Annotated in this window: 13 protein-coding genes; all 13 read left to right on the forward strand. The window is 37.2% G+C overall.

The features are described 5' to 3' along the window. The 13 genes from WG904_RS14830 to WG904_RS14890 all read left to right on the forward strand — a co-directional run bounded on the left by WG904_RS14830 (position 1) and on the right by WG904_RS14890 (position 25,320). Positions 1-2,448: a glycoside hydrolase family 31 protein gene (locus tag WG904_RS14830; protein ID WP_339580117.1), complete on the forward strand. Its 2,448-nt coding sequence runs from the start codon at positions 1-3 to the stop codon at positions 2,446-2,448. Positions 2,449-2,543: 95 nt separating this feature from the next. Beyond that, positions 2,544-2,852 carry an L-rhamnose mutarotase gene (rhaM, locus tag WG904_RS14835; protein ID WP_339580118.1) on the forward strand — a complete coding sequence of 103 codons (309 nt, stop codon included), beginning with the start codon at positions 2,544-2,546 and terminating at the stop codon, positions 2,850-2,852. A 309-nt stretch (positions 2,853-3,161) separates the two neighbouring features. Further along, positions 3,162-5,933, forward strand: a complete 2,772-nt coding sequence (locus WG904_RS14840; protein WP_339580119.1) for a glycosyl hydrolase — start codon at positions 3,162-3,164, stop codon at positions 5,931-5,933. A 526-nt stretch (positions 5,934-6,459) separates the two neighbouring features. Further along, positions 6,460-8,679 (forward strand): fasciclin domain-containing protein, encoded by a 2,220-nt coding sequence (locus WG904_RS14845; protein ID WP_339580120.1) that lies wholly within the window; start codon positions 6,460-6,462, stop codon positions 8,677-8,679. A 57-nt stretch (positions 8,680-8,736) separates the two neighbouring features. Next, on the forward strand, positions 8,737-11,976 hold the full coding sequence (locus WG904_RS14850) for a SusC/RagA family TonB-linked outer membrane protein (RefSeq protein WP_339580121.1): 3,240 nt from the start codon (positions 8,737-8,739) through the stop codon (positions 11,974-11,976). Positions 11,977-11,979: 3 nt separating this feature from the next. Continuing rightward, positions 11,980-13,464: a RagB/SusD family nutrient uptake outer membrane protein gene (locus WG904_RS14855; protein WP_339580122.1), complete on the forward strand. Its 1,485-nt coding sequence runs from the start codon at positions 11,980-11,982 to the stop codon at positions 13,462-13,464. A 9-nt stretch (positions 13,465-13,473) separates the two neighbouring features. Continuing rightward, positions 13,474-15,279 carry a fasciclin domain-containing protein gene (locus tag WG904_RS14860; protein WP_339580123.1) on the forward strand — a complete coding sequence of 602 codons (1,806 nt, stop codon included), beginning with the start codon at positions 13,474-13,476 and terminating at the stop codon, positions 15,277-15,279. A 33-nt stretch (positions 15,280-15,312) separates the two neighbouring features. Then, positions 15,313-16,740 (forward strand): fasciclin domain-containing protein, encoded by a 1,428-nt coding sequence (locus WG904_RS14865; protein ID WP_339580124.1) that lies wholly within the window; start codon positions 15,313-15,315, stop codon positions 16,738-16,740. A 30-nt stretch (positions 16,741-16,770) separates the two neighbouring features. Then, positions 16,771-19,989 (forward strand): SusC/RagA family TonB-linked outer membrane protein, encoded by a 3,219-nt coding sequence (locus WG904_RS14870; protein ID WP_339580125.1) that lies wholly within the window; start codon positions 16,771-16,773, stop codon positions 19,987-19,989. Positions 19,990-20,012: 23 nt separating this feature from the next. Further along, positions 20,013-21,752: a RagB/SusD family nutrient uptake outer membrane protein gene (locus WG904_RS14875; protein WP_339580126.1), complete on the forward strand. Its 1,740-nt coding sequence runs from the start codon at positions 20,013-20,015 to the stop codon at positions 21,750-21,752. A gap of 84 nt (positions 21,753-21,836) precedes the next feature. Then, positions 21,837-23,078, forward strand: coding sequence for a GDSL-type esterase/lipase family protein (locus tag WG904_RS14880; protein WP_339580127.1), 1,242 nt, complete (start codon positions 21,837-21,839; stop codon positions 23,076-23,078). A 275-nt stretch (positions 23,079-23,353) separates the two neighbouring features. Further along, a complete protein-coding gene (locus tag WG904_RS14885; RefSeq protein WP_339580128.1) occupies positions 23,354-24,364 on the forward strand; it encodes a GntR family transcriptional regulator in 1,011 nt (336 codons plus the stop codon). Positions 24,365-24,369: 5 nt separating this feature from the next. Continuing rightward, positions 24,370-25,320 (forward strand): family 43 glycosylhydrolase, encoded by a 951-nt coding sequence (locus WG904_RS14890; RefSeq protein WP_339580129.1) that lies wholly within the window; start codon positions 24,370-24,372, stop codon positions 25,318-25,320. Positions 25,321-25,326 lie beyond the last annotated feature (6 nt).

The following is a 25,326-nucleotide window of genomic DNA, read 5'->3' on the forward strand; positions in this document are numbered from 1 at the left end:
ATGTTGAAATTTTTATCCATTACATTTATTTTAGTTTTAGGTTCATTCTTTAGTAATGCACAAACCATTGGCAGCATCACCGCTGGTTATAAAAAACAAGGAAATACCTTATCTTTTTTAACCACAAACGGTGCAGTTAAACTTGAAATTTGTTCTCCAGAAATTTTTAGAGTACGCGCAAGTTGGAACGGCAAATTTGAGCCTGATGAAAATCTTATGGTTAGCAATTATAATTGGCCTTTGGTAAATGCTAAGTTAGAAGATAATAAAGAATATTTTCTATTAACGACCACGAAATTAATCGTAAAACTTTATAAAAGTCCGTTTAAAATTTACGTATTCGATTCCAAAGGTAAATTGCTGAGTGCCGATCAAAATGGCATGCAAAAAGACGGAAATGCAGTGAGCGTACATAAAAAACTAGCGGCTGATGAACACTTCTTTGGCTTCGGAGAACGTATGGATTTTATGGATCGTCGAAGTAAACGAGTGAGTTTAAATGTAGGCAGAGGTAAAGGCTTGCCTCATGCAATCGGTGCTTATAATATTCTAGAAGCCAACTATTGCCCAGTGCCATTTTTTATGAGTACAAAAGGCTATGGCATCTTTATGCATAATTCTTTTGCCACCGATTGGGATATGGGGGCCAGTAAAAATGACCAATATAGCTTTAAAGCGGCAGATGGTGAATTGGATTATTATTTTATATACGGACCAAAATTTTCGAATATCTTAACTAATTATACTTCAATAACTGGAAAATCGCCAATGTTGCCCCAATTTGCTTTGGGCTTACATGCAGGTACGTATAGTGGGGGTACTTGGGGGCATGAAGCAGAAAGTTCGGATCGGTATGTAGTAGAATTGGCTAAAAAATATAGAGAGCTAGGTATTCCTGTCGATTTATTCTGGCTCGATTCTACATGGCGATTGTTTGGCGAAAATGGAGGTAAAGGAGCAACTACCTTCGAGTGGCGTGAAACCTTTAAAAACCCAAAATCGATGTTCGATACCCTTTACGCTATGAATTATAAAATGGTAGGTTTGCACATTCGCCCACGTTTTGATAATGCTAAAAAGCTAAATTTGTTAGATCAAGCACGTGCTAAAGGCTTTACCTATCCAGAAAATGGTAAACCAGGAGAATTTGTAAATTTCTTCGACTCAGCTGCCGTAAAATGGTGGTGGCAAAATGGGGTAATGAAAGTTGCTAATCTGGGTGCTAAATTCTTAAAAACCGACGAAGGAAGTGCCTTTGGTGCCTTAGCCAACGAAAGCGAAAAGGTGGGGCCAACTGGAAAGCAAGCCGAAAAATTGCATAATGTGTTCCCCATCGCTTATGCAAAAGCCCCATTCCAAGCCTTTGAGAAATTTAATGGCTTTAGAGGATTAAATCAAACCCGTGAAGGCTATTCGGGCATACAACGTTATCCTTATATTTTTGCAGGAGATTGGCCTAGCGAATGGCAGTATTTTGCACCTGTAATAAAGGCAGGCCTAAATATTGGCCTATCGGGTGTAGGCTCTTGGGCGCATTGCATGGGTGGCTTCGAGCATCAAGCCGATCCTGAATTATATATACGTTGGGTGCAATTTGGCATGTTCAGTCCCATTGCCTTGGTTTTTGGAATGGATCACCCTGGCTATAAAGAACCTTGGAAATATGGCGATGAAGCCCTTCGTAATTTTAAAAAATACGATTTATTACGGTATCGCTTGTTTCCGTACCTTTATACCACCATGCATCAACAATACGAAACCGGGGTGCCCATGATGCGAGCGCTGGTTTTAGATCATCAAGATGATGAAAATGTATATGAAATAGCCGACCAATATATGTTTGGTGATCACTTACTGATTGCGCCAGTAACTACAAAAGGTGCCATCACACGTTCGGTATATTTGCCAAAAGGCACATGGTTTAACTATTGGACAGGTCAGAAATACGATGGCCATGCTTATCATCACGTTGTAGCCCCTTTAGATACACTTCCTATTTTTGTAAAAGGAGGAAGCATTATTCCAATGCAACCCGAAATGCGCTATAGCGACGAAAACCCCGTTGATGTAATTACCTTGGCAGTTTTCCCTTACGGAAAGTCTTCGTATAACTTTTATGAAGACGATAAATTGAGCTTAAATTATCAGAATGGTAATTTTTCGCTTACTAAAATTACCTCTACTGTATTTGGTGCAAATTTAAACCTTACCATCGATGCACCGCTAGGTAAATTTAAACCAAGCGAGCATGGGTATCTGGCAGAAATACACTGGACCAATATGAACCAACCTAAATCGATAACCGAAAATGATCAAAAGATCACTGCCGTTAGTGCTGTTGAAACTTTAGCCACTCAAACAGGGTGGTTTTATGATGCAAAAAGTAAAATACTGTGGATTAAAACGGCTGGGAAAAATAATAAGGATATTAAACTAAATATCAATTAATGAACCGACCATGATTAAAGAATCATTAAATACACAGGGGTATGATTATTTAATGGTAAGGAACATCTGCCAACTAAAAACAAAATTATAAACAGATGAAAATTGCTTTTAAAATGAAGCTTTTACCAGGCTATGCTACTGAATATAAAAAAAGGCACCATAGCATTTGGCCAGAATTATCGGCTCTGTTAAAAGAGAATGGGGTTAGTGATTATACCATTTTTTTGGACGAGGAAACCAATATTTTATTTGCCGTTCAGCAGCAAAATGGAAAATCATCGCAAAACTTAGGCGATACCGAAATTGTTCAACGATGGTGGGCTTATATGGCCGATATTATGGAAACGAACCCAGATAACTCGCCAGTAAACACCAACTTAATTGAGGTTTTTCATCTGGATTAAGACGAGTTAAAGTTAAGGATAGGGTTAGACATTATGCAAAACCACCGAACCTCCGTTCTGCTCTTAAACCGGCCTTTTGTTTTTCGGGATGCACTAATTAGCCATCGCACCAACATAAATAGAAAAACAAGCAGCCGGGAGTTTAATACTTGTTTGTTTTTGTCTTTATTGGAAGTATTGAACTTTAAAAATATAAGATACCCGAAAAAACCTGCGCAGCAAGCATGAAGACCGCTAAAAACATAAATTAAAACTGAATAAAAGAAGTAGCCATTCGGCGGCAATAAACCGATTATAAATTTTAATAAAATGAAAAGATTTTTCGCAGTAATCCTGATAACATTATCGCTAGCAAATTTCTCATCAGCACAAACCCAAAAAACAGTTTGGCCAACCCTAGAGAAACAAATGAAACCATGGGTACGCTGGTGGTGGATGGGTAGTGCTGTGGATGAAAAGAACTTAACCACCAACTTATCAACGTACCAAAAAGCCGGAATAGGGGGTGTAGAAATTACGCCAATTTATGGCGCTGTTGGATACGAAAATAAGTATATCGATTTCCTATCGCCAAAATGGATGAGTATGCTTCAATTTACCATTAACAAATCAAGAAGCCTGGGTTTGGGTGTTGATATGAATACAGGTACAGGCTGGCCTTTTGGTGGCCCCCAAATTAAACCCGAAAATGCAGCTACTAAACTCATTACCCAAAAATATAGGCTTAAGGAAGGCGAAAAATTAAATGAAGCCATTAAAGTAAAAGAAGCGAAGCAGGAAATAGCTAAACTACAGGCACTAACGGCATACAACAATAAAGGTGAAATACTAAATCTGTTAAACAAAGTTGATGAAAATGGGAATCTAGATTGGTCGCCCACCAAAGGAAACTGGGAAATTTACGCCCTTTTTACAGGTAAAACCCGTCAACTTGTAAAGCGTGCAGCCCCAGGTGGGGCCGGTTTTACGCTCGATCATTTAGATAAAGGTTCGGTAGCAGTATATTTAACGCGATTCGATAATGCTTTCACCCATAAACCACAAGGCATACGCTCATTTTTTAACGATAGCTATGAAGTGTATGGCGCCAATTGGACACCCACTTTTTTCGAAGAATTTAAAAAAAATAGAGGATACGATTTAAGAAATTATTTAAAAGAATTGGTGGGCGATGAAGGTAATAGCGAAACTATTGCTAGGGTTAAATCCGATTACCGGGAAACAATGAACGAACTATTGTTAAATAATTTTACTAGACCGTGGACAACTTGGGCGCATAAATATAAATCATTAACTAAAAACCAATCTCATGGTTCGCCGGGCAATTTATTAGATTTATATAGCGCCGTTGATATTCCAGAAACCGAAACCTTTGGCTCAAGTCATTTTGCCATCCCGGGGCTTCGCAGAAATGCAGCGGATGTTCGAAATGTAAATCCAGACCCTATGATGAGTAAGTTTGCATCATCAGCTGCTCACACCACAGGTAAACAGCTGGTATCTTCAGAAACTTTTACATGGTTAACTGAACATTTTAAAACTTCGTTTTCACAATGTAAACCAGAAGCTGAACAACTTTTTTTGTCCGGCGTAAATCATATTTTTTACCATGGTACAACGAATTCGCCGGCCGATGCCCCTTGGCCAGGTTGGTTATTCTATGCATCGGTTCAAATGAACCCAACAAATAGTTTGTGGCCACAAATCGATGGACTTAACAAGTATATCGCACGTTGCCAATCTGTACTTCAATCGGGCAAACCCGATAATGAGTTGTTGCTTTACTGGCCAGTTTATGACGTTTGGAATAATGCTAAAGGATTAGATATGGCGTTGAAAGTGCATGATGTAGACGAGTGGTTGCATCCAACACCATTTTATAAACTAGCAATTAATCTTTCTAAAGTGGGTTATGCATTTGATTTTGCATCCGATAATTTAATTGCGCAAACTGCTGTAGAAAAGGGATTATTAAAAACCGCCGCAAATTCATCGCCCTATAAAACACTTATTATTCCGCAATGTGAAATGATGAGTTTAACCACTTTTACGGAAATAATGGCATTGGCAACTGCAGGTGCAACGATTATATTCCAAGAATTACCTAAAGATGTACCAGGTTTAAATGATTTATCGGCAAGACAAAACCAATTAAAAAAAGCGTTAGCACAGCTAGAATTTGTGGAAGTAATTAAGGGGATTAAACAAGTTAAAGTAGGAAAGGGGCAAGTACTATTAGCCAATGATGTTCAACAAGCTTTACAGTTTAAATCCTTAAAAAGGGAAGGATTAACCGATACAGGATTGCAATTTATCCGCCGTACCATTGCTGAAGGGAAGTATTACTATATTGTAAACCATACCGATAAAGCCGTAGACACCTATCTGCCCATAAACGAAAATGGAAAAGTAGTGATGATGGATCCTTTAAATGGGACATTTGGTTTGGCTGCAACAAAAGTAGAAAATAACCAGTTTAAAACCAGAGTTCAATTAAAATCAGGAGAAAGTATTATTTTAAAAATTACAAAGGAAAATCAAATAGTAGGTAATAAATGGTCTTATTTAGAAAAACCATCGGCTACTATTCCTTTCACTAATCCTTGGAATCTACACTTTACGCAAGGCGGACCTGAATTACCTGCAGATCAGCAATTAACTAAGTTAACTTCGTGGACAAACGTAGATGATAGAAAGCTGCAGTCATTTTCTGGAACTGGCGTATATACTACCACCTTCACCCTTCCAGTTAAAAACGCTAAAGAATATGTTTTAAATTTAAACCAGGTTGATGAAAGCGCAAAGGTATATGTTAACGGACAAGCTGTTGGTATTTTGTGGAGTATACCATTCGAAGCTAGAATTGGCAAGTACTTAAAAGCAGGTGCAAATACCATAAAAGTTGAAGTGGTAAACTTAATGGCCAATCGCATACGCAACATGGACATCAACAAAATTAAATGGAGAAATTATCATGAAATTAATTTCGTGGATATAAATTATAAAGATTTCGATGCCTCAAAATGGGATATTATGCCTTCAGGCCTAATCGGGCCAGTATCTATAACTCCATTTAATTAATTTTTTAAAAAATATTTTATCCCTTAAACTTAACATAATGCCCCCTTAACACTAAAGTAAATCGATTTAGTATTGGAACACTCAATAATATCTTATTTGTGATAATATTTTATAATAAAATGACAGGATGGTACAGGATGGGGGTTTAAGAAATAAATTTTACATTTAAAAAGTTAAAACAATAACCTTTAACCAAGTATAATTTAACTAACTGTATGAAATATTCTACTAGACATTTCTAGTCCTTTATTTCATGTACATCACGGCCTATTTTTTAATGATCAAATAGTTGCTTTGGTTGTTTTTTTTAAAATTAATTAATCGTCGTTTAGACGTTTATTAAAGTTGAGAATAAGTAAAAAAATATAATAACCCATTAACCAAATATAAACTAACGTTGTTATTGCTAAGTATGAAATAAACGCTACTCCTTATCTTACTATTTTTGTTTTACAGGTCTATTTGATAGGGACTGAATGTGCTTTTTATGCTTGAAGTAATAGCCGTTTTATTCAATAAAATTGCTATGATTAAACTCTTACCAAAACCTTTAATCGTCTTACTGACGCTTATCATTTTGCTAACTGGCTGCAGAAAAAAGGAATTTGATGAATTTTATGGTAGGCCCGAAAATTTGGGTGATCCGATTTACCAGCAACTAGAAGAAAAGGGAAATTTTACTAAGTTTTTAGAGTGTATTGATAAATCTGGATATAAAGAAGCGCTAAGTGCATCTGGATCGTGGACGGTTTTCGCACCAACTGATGCAGCATTTGCAAAATACCTAACAGACAATAACATTTCTACGATAACTCCAGAATTGGCTTCTTCAATTGTAAGATATTCGATGACCTACGATGGAGAGAAGGTAGAAAAGTTAACGGATTATTTCTCAAATAAAGGTTTTATTAAGAATAATGCATTTAGACGTCGTACTGTTTATTACGACTTTGTATATGATGCTGTCGATAACAACGGAAATGCGATTAAGGCTGTAGCCTCAAACCGAAATGGTGGTTTCGTTACCACCGATTTTAATAATAAGAACCTACCTTATTATTTTGCACCTTTTATGGGGTTTGCAGGATTGTCTCCAACTGATTATACCTATTTCTACCCAAGTTCTACCTATACAGGGAAAAATGTTGGTCCAGCAAATATTGTAGAGGGTCAATATAATATCAGCGCAGAAAATGGATTCATTCATGTAATAGATAGAGTGCTCGTGCCGCCATTAAGTATCGATCAATACGTTAGCGCCAAACCTGAGTATAGTTCGTTCAAAGGATTATTAGACAAGTTCGTGTCTTATAACTTAAATACAGATATTTCTCATCGCTATGAAGTTTTATCGGGTAAGGCAGCAAATGTATATGTTAAAAACTACAGTACTTTATTAGCATTTGCGCCAAATAACGAGAACTTTCTAAAATTAGATGCGAACGATGCCCAGCAAGGTAGTTACAGTATTTTTGCGCCAACAAATGAAGCAGTAAATACGTATGCAAAAAATGTTTTATTAAAGTATTGGGGAAAAAGAGGGGTTAAAAACCTAAATGAATTGTATGTGGTTGCTGCCGACGTAATTAAAGACTTTGTAAATTCTCACCTTTTTTTAAATCCAGTTTGGCCAAGTAAGTTCGCCTCGAGTTTAAATGCACTTGGCGATGAAAGCAAGCGTACTTTAGCCGATGTTGTTGATAAGCAAGCGCTAAGTAATGGTTATTTGTATGGAATAAATAAAGCACAAGATGCAAATGTATTTTCTACAGTATATGGGAATGTAAATCTCGACCCCGATTACAGTATCATGAAACAAGCCATAAATTTCTTCGGCTTAACTATTCCCCTCAAAACCCCCACACTTCGTTACTTGATTGTAATGATCCCAAATGAGACCTTGATAAAAATGGGTTTTTATTATGATCCATTTTACCCTAACGCCCCAATCCGAGGCGACAACCAAGCTTTTAAAAGAATTTTACAAACCTCCATCATCCCTTTAGGCGAGCGTGCAGTTCCAAATATTGCTACTGGATCAGGAATATTAGAAGCGTCTAATGGTGAATATGTTAAATATAATGCAGGTAAATTGATCTCAGCTGGAACTGAAGATAGCGTTCTCGTAAATAAACAAACTATCCCAGTCGATTCGATAGCTACGGCAGTAAATGGGGCAGCAGTTTACGGTAAAGAGGCATTAACCTATACCGTAGTGCCAATTGGTAAGCGCATCGAAAAATATGGAACATTGGCTACCGACCCCTATTATGATTTTTTTCAATATTTAAAAAATAGCCCTTTATATACTGCATCAACAGGTGCATTTACTGGCCTCACTGATGGTGTGTTTTATACCGTATTTATTCCTAACAAAGCAGCGATTATACAAGCCGTTAAAGATGGAATATTACCAGGTAATGTTACCACAGGGGTGCCCACGTATAATTCTACTAATGCACTGGACCAAAATAAAGTGGCGAGGTTTCTTCAATACCATATTATCAATAAAGCTACAGTAGCCAGTGATGGACAGAAGAGTGGGGAATTCGAATCGTTACTTAAAAACGATGGAGGTGATGCCGCAAAAATTACCGTTACGGTAAATACTACCACTACGTTAACATTAAGAGACGTTGCCAATAGAACAACTAATGTACTATTAGGTCCAACAGACGCAAGTAATGTACTTTCTAATCGAGCAGTAATACACCAAATCAACAATTATTTAAGATATCAATTTTAACGATCCATGAAGATGACAAAAAAATATATATACAGTTTTTGTATAATCATTTGCTGTTTGCTAGTATCTATTGTGGCTAATGCACAGGTACAAATCACCAACGTAAAAGGAAAGATTATTGATAAAAAAGATAAAGAAGCAATTATTGGAGCATCAGTAGTGTTGCTTGATAAAGATGGTCGTGTGGTAAGGGGTGTTTCTTCTGATATAGACGGAAATTATTCATTGCCTGTAACCGATAAAACTTACCGAATAAGAGTTTCTTATTTGGGTTATAAATCTACCACACCACTTGCTATAGATAAGGCTATCATCAATTTTCAATTAGAGAGTGCAGATAATCAGATGAATGAGGTAACCATTGTTGGCCGCGTAAAATCGAATAATGGTAGTGGAATGAGTATTGATAAAAGAGATCTAACGGGATCAATAGCAACGATCAATGCAAAAGAATTGGAAGATATGCAAGCTGCATCTATAGATCAGGCCCTTCAAGGTCGCTTATCTGGTCTGGATATTACATCAACCAGTGGCGATCCTGGTGCACCCATGCAAATCAGAATTCGTGGTATTTCTTCAATTAATGGTGCAGTAGATCCTTTAATTGTGGTTGATGGAATGCCTTACGATATTTCTATTCCTTCAGATTTTAACCTGGGAAGCTCTGATGAAAATGCTTTCGGACAATTGTTAAATATTTCACCTTCTGATATTTTAACGATTAGTGTACTTAAAGATGCTGCTGCTACGGCTATTTGGGGCTCAAGAGCGGCAAATGGAGTATTGGTGATCGAAACAAAAAGAGGGTCTATTGGTCCACCAGCAATTTCTTACAACTTTAAAGGTTCGTATGCTAAACAACCTGGCCCTGTACCAATGCTAAATGGTAACCAGTATTCTTCCTTAATTTTAGAAGAATTTTACAATGCAGGCCGTCAATTTTCTACCTCAGAATTTGCGAAAGAATTTCAATATGATAGAAACGACCCTTATAACTATTATAACTTTAGCAACAATACAAATTGGTTAGATGCCATTACTCGTGTTGGCTATTTACAAGATCATAATTTTTCGATTTCGGGTGGTGGCGAGAAAGCTAAATACCGTGCTTCAGTTAATTATTTTAACAATCAGGGTACAACCAAGGGAACAGGTCTTGGCCGTATGAGTGCAAGGGTAAATTTAGATTATACGGTATCGACGAAAATTAGATTCAGTGCAGATATTGTGTATACACATATTGATAGCCGAAACTTATATAATGATAGAGGAAATACGAGCAGAATAAGAGATGTTGCTTATCAAAAAATGCCAAATCAAGCTGTTTTTGAATATGATGAATACGGAAATATCACCTCAAACTTTTTTAGCCCTGTGGCAACTGCACAAGGAACATTTATTGTAAATAATTCCGCTGCAACTTATAATGCCTTGGCTATGGCTTTGGCTGCTGAAAATCATCAGCTAGGTGAACGTTTATTGCCGAAATTTGGTTTGAGGTATCAAATTATTCCAGATAAACTATTGTTAACTGGGAATTTCCAAGTCGACATTAACAATACCAAAGTTAAATCGTTTTTACCTCAAATTGCAACTGGACGACCATTCACGGATGCCAGTGTAAATGCTGCAGGAGATAGCGATGGAGATGCCTTTACAATGGCATCAAATATTACCCTAGCTTATACCCCTCAACTTGGAAAAAAACATGATCTAACTTTGTTTAGTAGGTTCGACAGTAACGATAGTAGAAGAACTGGACAAGGGATGTTTACAACCAATACTGCTTCATCTTATTTGGCCGATCCATCCATAGAAAGTAGAAATAATGCTACAGGGTCTGCTTATTCTAGTTTCGCACAAAGTAGATCTGTTGGTTTGTTGATCAGTGGCCAATATAAATTTTTAGATCGCTATATCTTTAATGCTGGTATTCGTGGAGATGGAAATTCTAGATTTGGGCCAAATAACCGTTATGGATTGTTTCCTTCTATTTCGGGGCTTTGGCGAATTTCGGGTGAGCCCTTCATGAAAAATACGGCCAAATTTATCGACAATCTTAGCTTAAAATCTAGTTATGGCGTAGTTGGAAATGCACCGAGGTATGATTATACATTCTTAAATACTTATCAAAACTATGGCTTTAGCTACTTAGGGCAGGCAGGTGTATATTCTAGCAATCTAGAACTTGCCGATTTGAGATGGGAAAAGGTAGCGCAGCTGAATGCCGGGATTACACTATCGATGTTTAAAAATGCATTGAATATGGATTTTGATATCTATCGCAAACGTACTACGGATCTATTTTACCCAGGATTATCGATTCCTAATTACAATGGCTATACAGCTGTAGATATGAATGTTGGAACATTGGATAATCAAGGTTGGGAGTTTAGTGTAAGCGGCCTTGCAGTAAAAAAGAAAAATTTAAGAATAGATTATAGCTTTAATATTTCGCATAACGAGAATATTATTCGTCAAGTTTCACCTTATTTCCCTAGAGAAAACAATGTAAAAATTACCGAAAATAATAGGTTTAAAGTTTTTGTACAAGAAGATAACCCATTCGGATCTTTTTACGGATTTAGATTTAAAGGGGTATATAAAGATCTGAACTCAACCATCGCACTCGATGAGAATGGCAATCAGATCATTGGTCCAAATGGACAAAAAGTATATATGCGTTTCGCTTATCCATCAATCGATTATGTTTTCCAACCAGGCGATTCAATGTATGAAGATATTAACTCCGATGGGAATATAGATTATAAAGATATTGTGTATTTGGGGAATTCAAATCCTAAGTTAACAGGAGGGTTTGGTACTGGAATTACACTTTTTGGTAACATCAGGTTTGGCGCCAACTTTAGTTATCGTTATGGCTATGATATGATTAACGGTACAAAAATTTCGACGACAAGCATGAATGGCTTCTCGAATCAAAGTACTGCGGTATTGCGTAGATGGAGATCGGAAGGGGATGTAACCGATATGCCAAGAGCTGTATATGGTGGTGGGTATAACTTTTTAGGCTCAGACCGTTACGTGGAAGATGCTAGTTTTTTACGTTTAAGGAGCGTGACCGTTAAATATGACTTTAACAAGGCCTTTATGAAAAGATTAGGTATGAAAAATTTGAGTATGAACTTAATGATGGAAAATATCCTAACGTTTACCCGTTATACAGGCCAAGACCCAGAGGTAGCGATAAGACAGACGGCCTTTTCAACCCTGGTTGATAACTCGACTACTCCGCCTATAAAGACTTTAACTTTTGGTTTAACTGCTAATTTTTAACTCATGAAGAAATTAATATATAAAGTAAGCTTGCTGTTAGTATTGATAACCGTAAGTTCATGTAACAAGTGGTTAGACGTTAAGCCTCGTGATGGGATTACCCGACAAGGTTTTTGGAAGACAAAAGAAGATATTCAAGCTGCAGTTGCAGGAATTTATACTTCATTATTAGCACCACCACCTAGAGTGGGTGATAAGGCATTGACAGAGTGGATTTTTATACATGGGGAACTCAGAGCAGATATGGTTGATCCAGGCCTTAGAAGCACGATAGAGGAACGTGATATGTTCGATAATAATATTGTAGCAGGATCGACCTTAACCAGTTGGTCAGCTTATTATCGTACAATTAACTACTGTAATACGGTGTTAGACTATGCACCAGGAGTTAAACAAAATGATCCAACCTTAACCGATTCACAATTGAATGCCTATAGAGCTGAGGCGTTAACCATTAGGGCAATGATGTATTTTTATTTGGTTAGAACCTTTAGAGATGTACCGTTAAAACTAACCTCATCGGCAAAAGATACCGACTTAGAAGAACTCGTTAAGAGCACATCAGCTCAAGTGCTCACACAAATTGTTTCAGATTTAAAAGAGGCTGAAGCAGCTGCGGTAATAAGCTATGGTAGTTCGCTCGTGAATAAGGGTAGGGTTACTAAATATACGGTAAATACGCTTTTGGCAGATGTGTACCTTTGGATGGATAATTATACCGGCTGTATAACTGAATGCAATAAAGTAATTAACTCACAGTTATTCAGTATGCAAGCTGCCAATGGATCGTGGTATACCAACGTTTTCTTTAACGGCAGTTCAACAGAAACGATATTTGAATTTAACAATCAATTGTCGACAGGTTCGGTACCAAATGTTTTTTACAACCTATTGATTTCAAGTACAAAACGTTATATCGCATCTGATTATCTGATCACAAGTTCATTTGTGGCCGACGATGTGGATCCGGATCGTATTTTCGATATAAGAGCTGATAACTCTTTTAGATCTAACGACTTAACTATTGTAAAATGGGGTACCGAAAATCCTTCGTATGTAAATTGGCAAGCGTACCGTATTACCGACGTGTTGTTGCTAAAAGCCGAGGCACTGGCCTTGACCAATGCTGGAGCAGAAGCTATTGCTATTATAGACGACATCCGATTAAAACGTGGTGCGGTCAAAACCACAGCTGAAACCCCAGATCCTAGCGATTCGGATGCTATTATAGACTATATTTTACATGAAAGAGCAAGAGAGTTTGCGTTCGAAGGCAAACGGTGGTATGATTTATTACGCGTGGCTAAAAGAGATAATTACAGGAGACTTGGTGTGCTAACGGAGATGATTGCATCAACGGTATCGCCAGCTGTACAACAATCGGCTATTACCAAATTTCAAGATAAAAACAGCCATTATTTGCCTATAAGTGAGGAGCAGTTGTTTGTTGATCCAAAATTAATTCAAAATCCATTTTACACCAAATAAATGATTGTTATGAAACGTAATTACAATATTCGCAATTTTGCCGTAATGGCAGTAATCTGCGCCTTTGCTTTTGTATTTATCAATTCTTGTAAACAAGTAAATTACAAGCAAACTACAACTGAAGATGTAAATATTACCGGCTACTTAGAAAAAAATCCTGAACAGTTTTCGTTAATGACTGAAATTATTAAACGATCAGGAACGGCTGGATTTTTGGCAGCCTATGGTAAGTATACGTTGTTTACACCCTCTAATGCAGCGGTAAACGAGTGGCTTAAAAGCAAAGGTAAAACTAAAGTTGATGAAATGAGTGTTGAAGAGCTTAAAGATATGATTAAATATCATTTGCTTCCAGATACTATAGCAACGAATAAGTTTACTGATGGAAAATTATCTCAAATTACTTTATATGGACAATATTTACAAACTGGTGCAAAAATTCAAAGTGGAATTACTAGCTATGTGGTAAATAAATCAGCCTTCATTACTAAATCTAATGTTCGGGTAGGTAACGGTATTATTCATGTAGTAGATCATGTGCTTCTACCCGCTACCCTAAGTTTAGCAAAAAGTATTGAAGGTAATGCTCGATATACCTATTTTACACAAGCTTTAAAGGAAACCGGTTTTTACGATTCGTTAAATGTGAATGGGGCAACTGTTCAAGACACCACTCGAAGATTCCAAACCGTAATATTAGAATCAGATTCAGCACTAAAAGCAGCTGGATTTAGTACCTATGCAAGTTTTAAAGAGCGGTATTCGAAATCGGGAAATCCGCAAAGTCATGCAGACAGTTTATGGCTCTATATGGCTTATCATATCTCTACTGGCCCAACCTATGTGCCTGATATCATTACCACACCAGCCATCTATACCCTAGCTCCAAATGAAGTAATCACTACCAAATTTTCAGGGCAAAATGTGCTTTTAAATGAGGATGAATTTAATGGGGTTGTTGAACCGGGAGTAGCTATTAATAGAACATATAGTGATGTAACAGCAGCAAATGGGGTTTATCATGAAGTTAAGAAAGCTTTTACCATTAAAGTGCGAGTTCAAACAGCTGTGTATTGGGATGTAGCCGACCAACCTGAATTAAGAGCAAACCCTAAATGGCGGGGAGCTTCTGCTGCTACTATTCCATTATATGCAAACGGGGAAAGTACCTTAAGTGGTTTAATATGGAACAATCCTTCGAAATACAATCAACCCCTTAACTACGAGTGCGTAGTTGTACCGAATGCAGTGCGTAAATATAATGGGAACGATTTCTTTAATCTATCTATGGGGGCAAATACGTTAAGGGCTCAATGGATGGAATTAAGAACACCAATTTTGGTAAAAGGAAAATATAAAGTTTGGATTTGCTATAATCAAAATGGTAGTTCTGTAGCTTTCCAAGTAGGCGTAGATGTCGGTAGACCAGGCGAACAAACCTTGCCAAATATTGTAGATTTTAGGCAGTATTTAAGTTCTTCGGGGGTGAGTGCATCCACAGCTTCTCTTCCATCAGCAGATCCGCTAATGCTTACCAATGGCTTTAAAAGGTACATGGCGTTAACTACTGATACATTTGGAACACTTGTTGGAACGAATACCGTAAATGGTTCGGGTTGGGATAACCAGGTAGGTCGTTTAGCGGGTACAGTAGATATTAAAACTACCGATAGACACTGGATCAGGTTAACTAATCTTACCAACGGGGGCAGTAGTAATGCCACATGGTTAGATATGATCCACTTTATCCCGATTGATGCCGATCAAAATTATCCAAGATTTTCGATTCAAGGTGTTGCGTTTCCAAGACCTTAATAAAACTCTTCACCATAAATAAATTATACTCGAATGAAACACAATATAAAAAATACATTGCTGATACTTGGTGTCCTGATTGGTTTAGGAAGCTGTAAAAATGTGTTAAACGAACACGTACAGATCACCAATGCAGATAATAGTATTAATCTTACAGAAAAGATTGGCGCAGAGACGAATATAAGCTTGTTTAATGATTTTATTAAACGTACAGGTTTTGATCAAATCTTAGCATCTTCTCAATCGTATACGGTATGGGCGCCTACAAACACCGCTTTAGCTTCACTTGATGCATCAATTACATCAGACCCTGTGAAGTTGAAAGATTTTGTAGCTAACCATATTGCACTTACCTCATACGTGGCCTCAAAAGGCATAACAGATACCATTAAGGTTAATCTTTTAAATGGCAAAATTGCAACAGTTGTTGGGCCAACTTATGAAGAAGCCGGAATTGTTGGTAGTGGAAAATTCGTTAAAAATGGTGCATTATATGTAATCGACAAGCCCGTTCCAACCAAACTTAATGTGTGGAGTTATATGACATCAAGTACCGATGCACCGCTTCAAAGCTCGTTTGTAAGTAATTTATCTGCGCAAGTTATTGATACCGCTAATGCCACAATAATTGGTTATAATACACTGGGTAATCCCATTTTTGCACCCAACCCACCAATGGTATCAAGAAATATCTATTGGAGTGCCGTTGCCGATTTACGAGCAGAAAATCAGCAATTTACTTTCTTTATGTTACAAGATAACGCTTATACTGCCGAAGTGGACAAGGTTACTCCTTATTTCTCTACCGCTAGTGAATATACTGTTGTTCGTGATTTAGCAGTAAGGGGGATATATACTTTAGATAAATTACCAGATACTTTATTATCTACCCGGGGTGTTAAAATTCCGATCAACAAATCAGCCATTGTTAAATCGTATAAAGCAAGCAATGGGATAGTTTATGTGGTAAGTGCATTACCCTTTGCATTAAAAGATAAAGTACCTGTGTTTAAAATAGAAGGAGAAAATCCGTTTGCCTTTAGAGCAGATAGAACCGGAAATACATTTTACAGAACAAAGTTAGATGATAATGGTGTACTGTACAAAGATATAGAAGTATACAATCATGCAGTTGCAGAATACTATATAGAATACCGATATAACCAATTACCCCAAACAAAATATAGGGTATATGCACGAGCTATTTCTGCCGGGCCTGGCGACTCGCAGGTAGCAAATTTTACTCAGCGCTATTTTTTTTATAACCCAATTACTTTAGTTTATAGTTTATTTGCTACCCAAGTTGTAACACCCCTAAACTATGCAGAAGTTTATCTTGGAGAATATACACCAGAGCAATTTGGTCCATTACAACTCAGACTTACAGCTGCGAACAGTACCGCTGTAAATGTAAATACCCTAATCTTAGATTATTTAAGATTTGAACCTATTCTTCCTTAAATCAAATCAATCTGACTCAAACAAAAGACTATGTATAATTTTACCATCATAAAAAAAGGACTTTCATTGCTGCTCTTCGGCGTACTACTTTCTGCCGCTACGTATGCGCAAACAGATACCAGTAAGAATTATAGTACCGATACGACTACAGTAAATGTAAAGAATACCAAATTAGTCGGAGAAAAGGTAATAGGAATGGTTGTTGATGGAAGCACCAACAAACCCATAGTAGGCGTAAAGCTAACCGTTGTCGATTTTTCGGCAGCGATAACGGATGATAAAGGAAGGTTTTCTATAAATGTTCCCAACTTTAATGCAACAATCATTGTCCGCTTCGATGGTTATCATGCCAAGTTATTACCGGTACATAAAGGAAAATTAGAGACCATTAAAATTTGGCCAGAAACATTTAATTCCATGTTTACAGAAGTTACACTGCCCTTGGGAACAGAAAACTTTTCGAGGTCATTGGCCGCACTAAACGTCACTAAACCACAAGGTGGTTGGAATATGAACTCTGAAACCCCTACTGGTTTTTTACAGGGACAGATTGCCGGCGTAAATGTGATTAGAAGATCTGGAACCCCTGGCATTGGTGCCGATCTTTTTGTGAGAGGATTTACTTCAATGTATGCTTCAAATCAGCCCCTATATATCGTCGATGGGATGGTTTATGATGCAAATTCTTACGGAACATCCTTAACTGCAGGGCATATCAACAATCCGTTGCAATATATCGATGTTCGTGATATTGAAAGTATTAATTTAATTAAAGATGCTACCGCTACGGCGAGTTATGGCACCAAAGCCGCCAATGGCATTGTTGTAATTACCACGAATAGGGCAAGAGATTTGGCTACAAAAATCGATTTTTCTGCGTTTACAGGGTATAATTTATCACCTAAGAAACTACCTGTGATGGGGAGCAGCGACTTTAGAAGTTACCTCTCCGATATTTTAAAAAGTCAAGGCTTAACACCCGCTCAAATTGCAGCTAAGCCTTATATGAATGACGATACCAATCCGACAGCTAATCCTACTTATCCAATCTATCATCAAAATACAGATTGGCAAGACCAGGTGTTTAAAAATACGCTAGATCAGAACTATTATTTAAAGGTTACTGGTGGAGACAACATTGCTAAATATGCCTTATCTGCTGCGTATTCTTCAGAAAAGGGAATTATCGATTCAACAGCAAACAACAAGTACAGCATGCGTTTTAATAGTGATTTAAATCTTACTAAAAAACTACAAGGAAACACTAATTTATCATTTACCTATACCGAACAAAGTTTAAAAGATCAGGGCATCGCACCGAATACTAATCCAATTTTCTTGTCGCTTGTAAAATCGCCGTTTATGGCTATTAACGAAATTAGTGCTACAGGTGCAGTGTCACCCAATTTGGCTGATGCAGATACCTTAGGCGTAAGTAATCCACGTGCATTGATAGAAAAAGGACTTAATCTCAAAAAAGCATATCGCTTCTTTGGTAACATTAACTTCGATTTTACCTTTAACAAATCATTCAAATTATCGAATTTAACAGGGGTAAACTACGATAAATCTCAGGAAACTCTTTTTATTCCTCGTAAAGGGGTGGTAAATGAAGTGTTAGCTACCACAATTGGTGATAGCAAGTCGGGTACCCAAGTTATTCGATATTTTAGTGTGTTTGATGATTTACGTCTAACTTTTGATAAGAAAATTGGTGACTATCATCGCTTTCATGCAACCTTAGGTTCACGCTTTAATTCTAGTCAGAGTGAGCAAGATCTTGCTTTGGGTTATAATTCGGCAACAGACGTGTTAATCAGTATTGGAAATACCAACTCTTCGTTACGTTCTTTTGGTGGAAATATTGGTAGATGGAGCAATTTAAATACCTATTTAACTGGAGATTATAATTATAAAGAAAAATACTACTTAAGTGCTGCTGTAGCTGCCGATCAGTCGTCTCGTTTTGGACGTGAAAATGCTAACGATAATTTTATTCTTGGTAAAACGGCCATCTTACCTGCGGTTAGTGGTGCATGGCTAATTTCGTCAGAAGATTTTATGCGCGATTACAGACATATAAATCTCCTAAAGCTTAGAGCGAGTTATGGTTTTGTAGGTAATGATGATATTGGCAACTATAATAATCGCCAATATTATGTGTCTCAGAACCTTTTGGGTTTACAAGGATTAGTGAGAGGCAATATTGCTAACCCCTATATTGAATGGGAGAAAGTTGGGAAATTTAATGTAGGCCTTGATGGATCATTTCTTAATGAACGTTTAAGCATGAGTGTCGATTATTATGTAAACACAACATACAATATGCTTAATTATGTTCCTGTAGCTTCAGTTGGAGGGATTACCTCTTTTATTGATAATCGTGGCGGTATGCGCACTACGGGAGTCGACTTTAATTTAGATGGGCGACTTTTAAATAAAGCGTTTAAATGGGATATTAGTATGAATCTAGGTACCTACAGTAACAAAACCACTAAACTTGTTAACCATACAGATGTATTAACTACCTACGCTAATGGTACGTATTTAACTCGTGAAGGCGAAACAACCAATTCATTTTTCGGACAAAGAACAAATGGTGTTTATGCTACAGATGCAGAAGCCAGTTCCGCTGGTCTATCTATCGTAAATACTGCAGGTGCAAAAATGCCTTTTAAAGGTGGCGATATGCGTTTCGTAGATACCAATGGCGATAAAGTAATTGATTCTAAGGATAGAGTAATCATTGGCAATCCAAACCCTGATCTTTTCGGAGGTTTTACGAATTCATTCGCCTATAAAAATTGGGACTTAGCGGTGTTATTTTCTTTTTCTTTAGGGAACGATATTTATAATTATACGCGCTCAGTTTTGGAATCTGGAAGTAGCTACTATAATCAAACTGATTTAATAAGAAATAGATGGAGAGGTGAGGGACAAGTAACCAACGTACCTAAGGCAGCTTATGGCGACCCAATGGGTAATGCTACGTTTTCTGACCGTTGGATAGAAGATGGGTCGTATCTTAGGTTACGGACCATAAACTTGAGCTACAACATCCCGATTAAATCTACTGCGTTTAAATATGCAAAAGTATATGCAACAGCAAATAATATAGTTACACTAACCAATTATTTGGGCTATGATCCAGAATTTAGCGCTTCGGGAAGTATTTTCACACAAGGTGTTGATGTTACAATGGAGCCTCAATTTAGGTCGTTTCAATTGGGTTTAAGAATTGGTTTATAATGATAAGGTATAAAAAGATAATGATGGATTTTAATAAAAAAGTTATTGCAATAGTGGGAATAGCCCTTGTTGCAACAGGTTCATGGTCTTGCAAAAAGAATAATGAAGCACCACAAGATAAAGTAGATATAAGTAATGCTTATCGCAACTCGTCAGATGCTGATGCTGCCGTAATTGGTATCTATGGGCAGTTTTTAAACCTGCATAAAACTTTTATTTTGCAAAATGAATTGCGGGCCGATTTAATGAGTGCAACAGCAAATGCCGATCCTTATATGCGTCAGCTTTCTAACCATACTGCTACAAAAGATAATCCGTACGTAGATCCACGTCCTTATTATGAAGTTATCTTAAATTGTAACGATGCATTGAAAAATTTCAAACTCATGGTTGATGACCATAGAATGAGTGTTGATGACTACAATAAGCATTACTCAGACATTGGCGCCTTACGTAGTTACATCTATTTACAAGTTGCCGTACAATATGGCTCTATTCCCTACATTACTGAGCCACTCGAAAATGTAGATGGCATTAAAAATCTAAGTCAATATCCGCGTTATAACGTAAATGAAATTGTAGATAAACTGATTGATTTTGTAGAGAAACTGCCTTATAAAGAAGTGTACGCTTATCCGACTGGACACCCTTTAATGGTTACCATTGACGGGAACACCACAGAAAGAATGTTTATTAGTAAACCTTCTATTTTGGGCGATTTATACCTTTGGAAAAATAATTATACCAAAGCTGCAGAAAACTATATTAAAATCTTTGATTTTGAAAACACCAATCCTGAGTTCAATAAGTCATTTAGTTGGTATAAAGTTGTATATACAGCAGATCAATGGGCCGATGCGACCGTACGTTATGGTCGCTATCAAGATGAAAGCACCTTGTTGTACGATGTGGGTTGGAGAACGATATTTACGCTACCAACAACCAATAGAGTGTGGCTTGGCGAATTTTTATGGGGTATCCCGTATAGTTCAGATTATAAGCCGGGTAACCCAATGGTAGATCTTTGTTCGCAACAATTTGGTAAATATCTGGTTAAACCCTCACAAACCATTATCGACAGCTGGAATGCACAACGCCAAAATAGTGGCATACCTTACGATGCAAGAGGGAAATTATCATATACAACAGGCACCGCAGGCCCTGAAATCACGAAGTTAACAGACAATATAGCATTGCCATCTGCTTTTAATAAGGGTGGGAAATGGGGTTTATACCGTGCTACATTATTGCATTTACGTTATGCAGAAGCTGCAAACCGCGATGGTAAAGGGAAATTGGGCTGGGCTTTATTGAATACAGGGGTTTTAAATACGTTTTATAGTGGCACAAGGAATTCTGCAGGCTCACCGGCACCCGTTTCATTTGATGATATTGCCACCATGAGAACACCTTATAATGCACCCTATTTTATGGACGCATCGAGCAATACCGATTTTAGAGGGCCATGGTATAGAAATACCGGTATTAGAGGTAGAGCAGGGATAACGCCTATTGATGTAAGCTACCAAACTGATATGTTAGGCTTGGAAGGAAAATTAATTGATGAAGCCGCTTTAGAAATGGCCTTCGAAGGTAATCGTTGGCCAGACTTAGTGCGTGTAGCCACGAGAGAAGATAATCCTGCATTTTTAGCCGATCGTGTATATCAGAAGTTACTTAAAGATGGAGATCCAAATGCAGCAGCAGCAAGAGCAAAATTAATGACACCAGCAAATTGGTATTTGCCTTTTGATTGGAAATAAAGAGAGCTGAAGACTTGCGAGATTTTTAAATTTCGCAAGTCTCGTATAGATGTTTAATTTCTTATATCACATTTAGTTAAACGTATGCAATTCAAATCAACCATTAGTGTTATCATCATTGTTCTTTTCGGTACGCAACTATCAGCCCAAATAAAAACAACATTCCATTTCGATTTTACCAAAGCCGAAAATTTATTAATCTACACCCCTAAGAATGGAGCTGGCTTCGATTTTGGAACCACCATGCAAAAAGACCAACCTTTTTATTTCTCGGTAGATGTGCCAGAGGGAAATTATCAGGTTACCGTTACTTTAAGTAGTACCCATGGAACTTTCGTAAAAGCCGAGTCGAGAAGATTAATGTTAGAAGATGTTAAAACGAAACTAGGACAGTTTGTAAAAAAGACATTCATCGTTAACATTAAAGATCGAAAAATTAATGCTAACGAAATTGTAAAGCTAAAAGATAGAGAATTAACCAAGCTCGATTGGGATAATAAGCTGAGTTTAGAATTCGATCGTTATGTAACGCTTAAAGCCCTAGAAATAAAGAAGGTTGAAGATCAGATTACTGTATTTTTAGCAGGTAACTCAACCGTTGTTAATCAAGAAAATGAGCCTTGGGGTTCATGGGGACAAATGATTCCCCATTTTTTTAAGCCAGGCGTTGCTTTTGCTAATCACGCCGAATCGGGTTTAACACTTGGCTCATTCTTAGGAAGTAAACGACTCGATAAAGTAATGAGCGTAATGAAAAGAGGAGATTACCTTTTCATCGAATTTGGGCATAACGATCAAAAAGATAAAGGGCCAAACGATGGTGCCTTCAAATCGTATACAGAACGTTTAAGATTATATGTAACCAGAACTAGAGAAAAAGGTGGAATTCCCGTTATTGTTACATCAACAGCCAGAAGACGATTTGGTAAAGACGGAAAAATGGAAAATACTTTAGGCGATTTTCCAGACGCCGCCAGAAAACTTGCGACAGCAGAAAATGTTCCTTTAATAGACTTAAATAAATTAACTACAACCTTATTTAATGCGATGGGCGAAGAGGCATCTCTAAAAGCATTTGTTCATTATCCTGCAAATACCTACCCAGATCAGCCGCTGGCGTTAGCAGATAATACGCATTTCAATACATTCGGAGCGTATGAGGTTGCACGCTGCGTGATAGAAGGGATAAAAGCAGCGAAATTGCCTTTAGCCAACTTTCTAATCGACCCTAAACAAAAATTTGAGCCTAGCAAGCCTGATGAATTTTCGACGTGGCGCTGGCCTGAGAGCTTACGCACGAGTATGGTAAAACCCGACGGGAATTAGAATGCTAATTAATTAACATCTAGAAAAGTACCGATCGCTATTAATTCGTTGAGCTAAACTTTATGATGTTTGCATGAATATACATTTTTTCGTTCACTGTATCTACACTACTTGGTTGTCAAAAATAATGTTTGCTCATGTGAATAGAATCCTGTTGCATCCTGGGTTTCTTTATTTTCAGGGTACCACAGGATACAAATTTATCCTATTTTTATAACGTTTGATACAGCGTACTTCGAATCAAATATTTATTTTTACCACCTTCTGATAGCAGTATGAATTATCAAATTACCATTAAATCAAATTCTAGTATAGCAAAGCATGCTCAGATTGCCGAAAGTATGCGTGGAGATATAGAAGCGGGTCGACTGCAAGTGGGCATGCAATTGCCTTCCATAAACGAATTTAGTAAAAACCATAAGGTAGCAAGAGATACCATCGAAAAAGCATATAATATCCTAAAAAAACAAGGTTACATTCTAGGTGTACCAGGCAAAGGAAACTATGTAGCAGGTGGCCACGAAAAAAGCCTAAAAATCTTGATGATTTTGAATAAAATGAGTTCCTATAAAAAGGAAGTATATGAATCATTTATCGAAACCTTAGGCGAAACTGCGAAGGTCGACTTACAGATTCATCATTATAATATTAACCTTTTTAGAGAAATTGTAGAAGAAAGTAAAGGGAAATATCATTATTATGTAGTGATGCCACATTTTTTTCATCAAACCCCACAAGAAGAATATGTTAAAGTTTTAAACGAGATCCCGAATGCTGCATTAGTGGTATTAGATAAAGAGGTTATCTTGGATAAAAAGTTCATTAATGTTTTTCAAGACTTCGAAAAGGATATTTTAGACGCATTATTGCTTAAAAGCGAATTATTTGAAAAATACAAAGGCATTACCTTAGTTTTCCCTAAAGAAAGTCACCACCCAAAAGAAATTATTAATGGTATTGAAGCTTTTTCCCTTGCAAAGAAAAAGCAATTTAAGTTGGTAGCCGATGTTACCAAAATTATTCCTACAAAAGGAATTGCCTACGTAACCTTAACCGAAAATGAGTTGGCAACTTTAGTGAAAAAGATTAGAAATACAGATTTGCAATTAGGAGTAGACATTGGTATTCTTTCGTTTAATGAAACTGTATTAAAAGAACTTTTGGGCATTACTGTCGTGAGTACCAATTTTTCGGCCATGGGCAGAACAGCAGCAGAAATGATTTTAACTAAAAATATCTTAAAAGTTAAAAATGAGTTTAGTTTTATTAAAAGACAGTCGCTTTAGTAGTTATGAAACCTAGAATCCTAGCCCTATTTTGTTTACTTCTTTTCAAAACCTTTGCATCTGCTCAAACAGATACCTTAAATGCTCCTAGGGCCGTACTGCCGGGAGTTTATGCCGATCCTCATATAGCTGTTTTTGGAAAAACATTTTATATCTATCCCACTACCGATGGATCTGAAGGATGGAAATCATCTAGTTTTACCGCATGGTCATCAAAAGATTTAGTAAAGTGGAAAGCAGAGGGCGTAATTCTCGATTTACCAAAAGATTTAACTTGGGCAAAAGAACGCGCTTGGGCACCGGCCATCGCTTCTAAAAATGGAAAATATTACTATTATTTTTCAGCAGATGTAAATATAGGAGTAGCCGTTTCGAACAAACCTACGGGTGCTTTTGAAGATCCACTAGGAAAACCATTGGTGCGAAAAGCAATGTTGCGTGGGCAAATGATCGATCCCATGGTTCTTGTAGATGATGATGGTTCGGCATATTTATATTGGGGACAGGGCAATTGCAATATGGTGAAATTAGCTGATGATATGATTTCATACGACAGCACTAAAGTAATCTCAATTAAGCCAAAAGGCTACAATGAAGGCTCATTCGTGTTTAAACGAAATGGAAAATATTATTTAATGTGGTCTGAATTTGATACCCGAGATCCAAGGTATTCGGTGGCCTATGCCACTTCAACTTCTCCCTTAGGTCCGTTTAAAAAAGCCGAAAACAGACCGGTTCTAAAAGGAAAAGGCGTGGTAAAGGGGGCGGGACATCATTCGGTAGTTCAAGTTCCGGGTAAGGATGAGTGGTATATTGTTTATCACCGGTTTAAAATACCTGGAGGTAACGGCTATAATCGTGAAACCTGTATTTCGCCGATGAGATTTGATAAGGAAGGTAATATTTTACCTGTTGATGTTTTTGAGGTTGTAAAACCGGTTAAGTTGGGGAAATAAGCCTTG

The sequence above is a fragment of the Pedobacter anseongensis genome (assembly GCF_037482965.1).
Lineage (GTDB): Bacteria > Bacteroidota > Bacteroidia > Sphingobacteriales > Sphingobacteriaceae > Pedobacter > Pedobacter anseongensis.